The organism is Nocardiopsis sp. NPDC058631, from assembly GCF_042716955.1.
Classification (GTDB): Bacteria; Actinomycetota; Actinomycetes; order Streptosporangiales; family Streptosporangiaceae; genus Nocardiopsis.
On record NZ_JBHXQY010000217.1, the window covers coordinates 1 to 1,009 of the forward strand.

Annotated in this window: 1 protein-coding gene; it reads left to right on the forward strand. The window is 72.7% G+C overall.

Annotated features, from left to right (window positions below; genetic code table 11):
- Positions 1–47 precede the first annotated feature (47 nt).
- A complete protein-coding gene (locus ACFWTE_RS30030) occupies positions 48–971 on the forward strand; it encodes a TatD family hydrolase (RefSeq protein WP_378783336.1) in 924 nt (307 codons plus the stop codon).
- Positions 972–1,009: the final 38 nt, after the last annotated feature.

Here is a 1,009-nt window from a genome sequence, read left to right on the forward strand (position 1 = left end):
CAGCCCTAGAATCACGACGGCAGTGCTGACGAGGGTGGGAGCATGACATGGGCAAACGCAGCGGAAGAGCGGTCAGGGAGCGCAACAACCACACCCCTCCGCCGGTACCGGAGCCCCTGCGCGTCCCGGTGGCCGACAGCCACACCCACATGGACATGCAGACCCCCGGTGTCGAGGAGGTCATCGCGGCCGCCGAGAGCGTCGGGGTGACCCCGCTCGTCCAGGTGGGCGTTGACCTGCCGTCGTCGAGGTGGGCGGCCGAGGTCGCCGCCGCGCATCCGGGGAGGGTGTGGGCCGCGGTGGCCCTGCACCCCAACGAGGCGCCGCGCATCGTGCACGGCGACGGCGCCCCCGGCGTGGAGGCGGACGACACCGACTGGGCGGGCCAAGGCCGGGATGCGGCGGGACGGGCCGGGCTGGAGGAGGCGCTGGCCGGCATCGACGAGCTGGCCGCCCTGCCGCACGTGGTGGCGGTCGGCGAGACCGGCATGGACACCTTCCGCACCGGACCCGAGGGGGCGCAGGCACAGGAGGAGTCGTTCCGCCGCCACATCGCCATCGCCAAGGCCCACGGCAAGGCCGTGATGATCCACGACCGCGACGCGCACGACGACGTGTTCCGGATCCTGGCCGACGAGGGCGCACCGGAGAGGGTCGTCTTCCACTGCTTCTCCGGTGACGCCGACATGGCCCGGGTGTGCGCCGAGCACGGGTACTTCATGAGCTTCGCCGGCAACGTCACCTTCGCCAGCGCCGAGTCGCTGCGCGAGGCCGCCAAGGTGGCGCCACCGGAGCTGATGCTGGTCGAGACCGACGCACCGTTCCTCACCCCCAAGCCCTACCGGGGCCGCCCCAACGCCCCGTACCTGATCCCGCACACACTGCGCCTGCTGGCCGAGGTCAAGGGCATGGACGAGGACGAGTTCGCCGGGATCGTCGCGGGCAACGCCCGCCGCGCCTTCGGGTTCTGACGGGCCCGACGGAAGCGGGGCCCCTCCCGGCCGGGAGG